The organism is Vallitalea maricola, assembly GCF_036985595.1.
Classification (GTDB): Bacteria; Bacillota; Clostridia; order Lachnospirales; family Vallitaleaceae; genus Vallitalea; species Vallitalea maricola.
Genome location: NZ_BTPU01000466.1, coordinates 1 through 210, shown reverse-complemented (window position 1 = coordinate 210; position 210 = coordinate 1). Strand labels below are relative to the sequence as shown.

The following is a 210-nucleotide window of genomic DNA, read 5'->3' as shown; positions in this document are numbered from 1 at the left end:
TATAACAACATCATTATCCCCAGCTAAAGAATATATTTGTTGAGCAAATATAAGATCTGAATTAATATCATTGCAAATTGCAGTTATTAGTCCCATATCACTTGTTAGGTTAATAGCAGGAAGTCCTTGTTCAAGATTATTAAGGATATATTCTTCTTTCTTAGAAACTTTTGTTAGTTTATTATTTATTCTCGATAATTTTCTATTCAC

The 210-nt window shown here is 27.1% G+C and carries 1 pseudogene; it reads right to left on the bottom strand.

Features of this window, described 5'->3' with window-relative positions:
* A pseudogene (locus AACQ14_RS24650) lies at nucleotides 1-210 on the bottom strand (phosphoheptose isomerase); the annotation flags it as partial.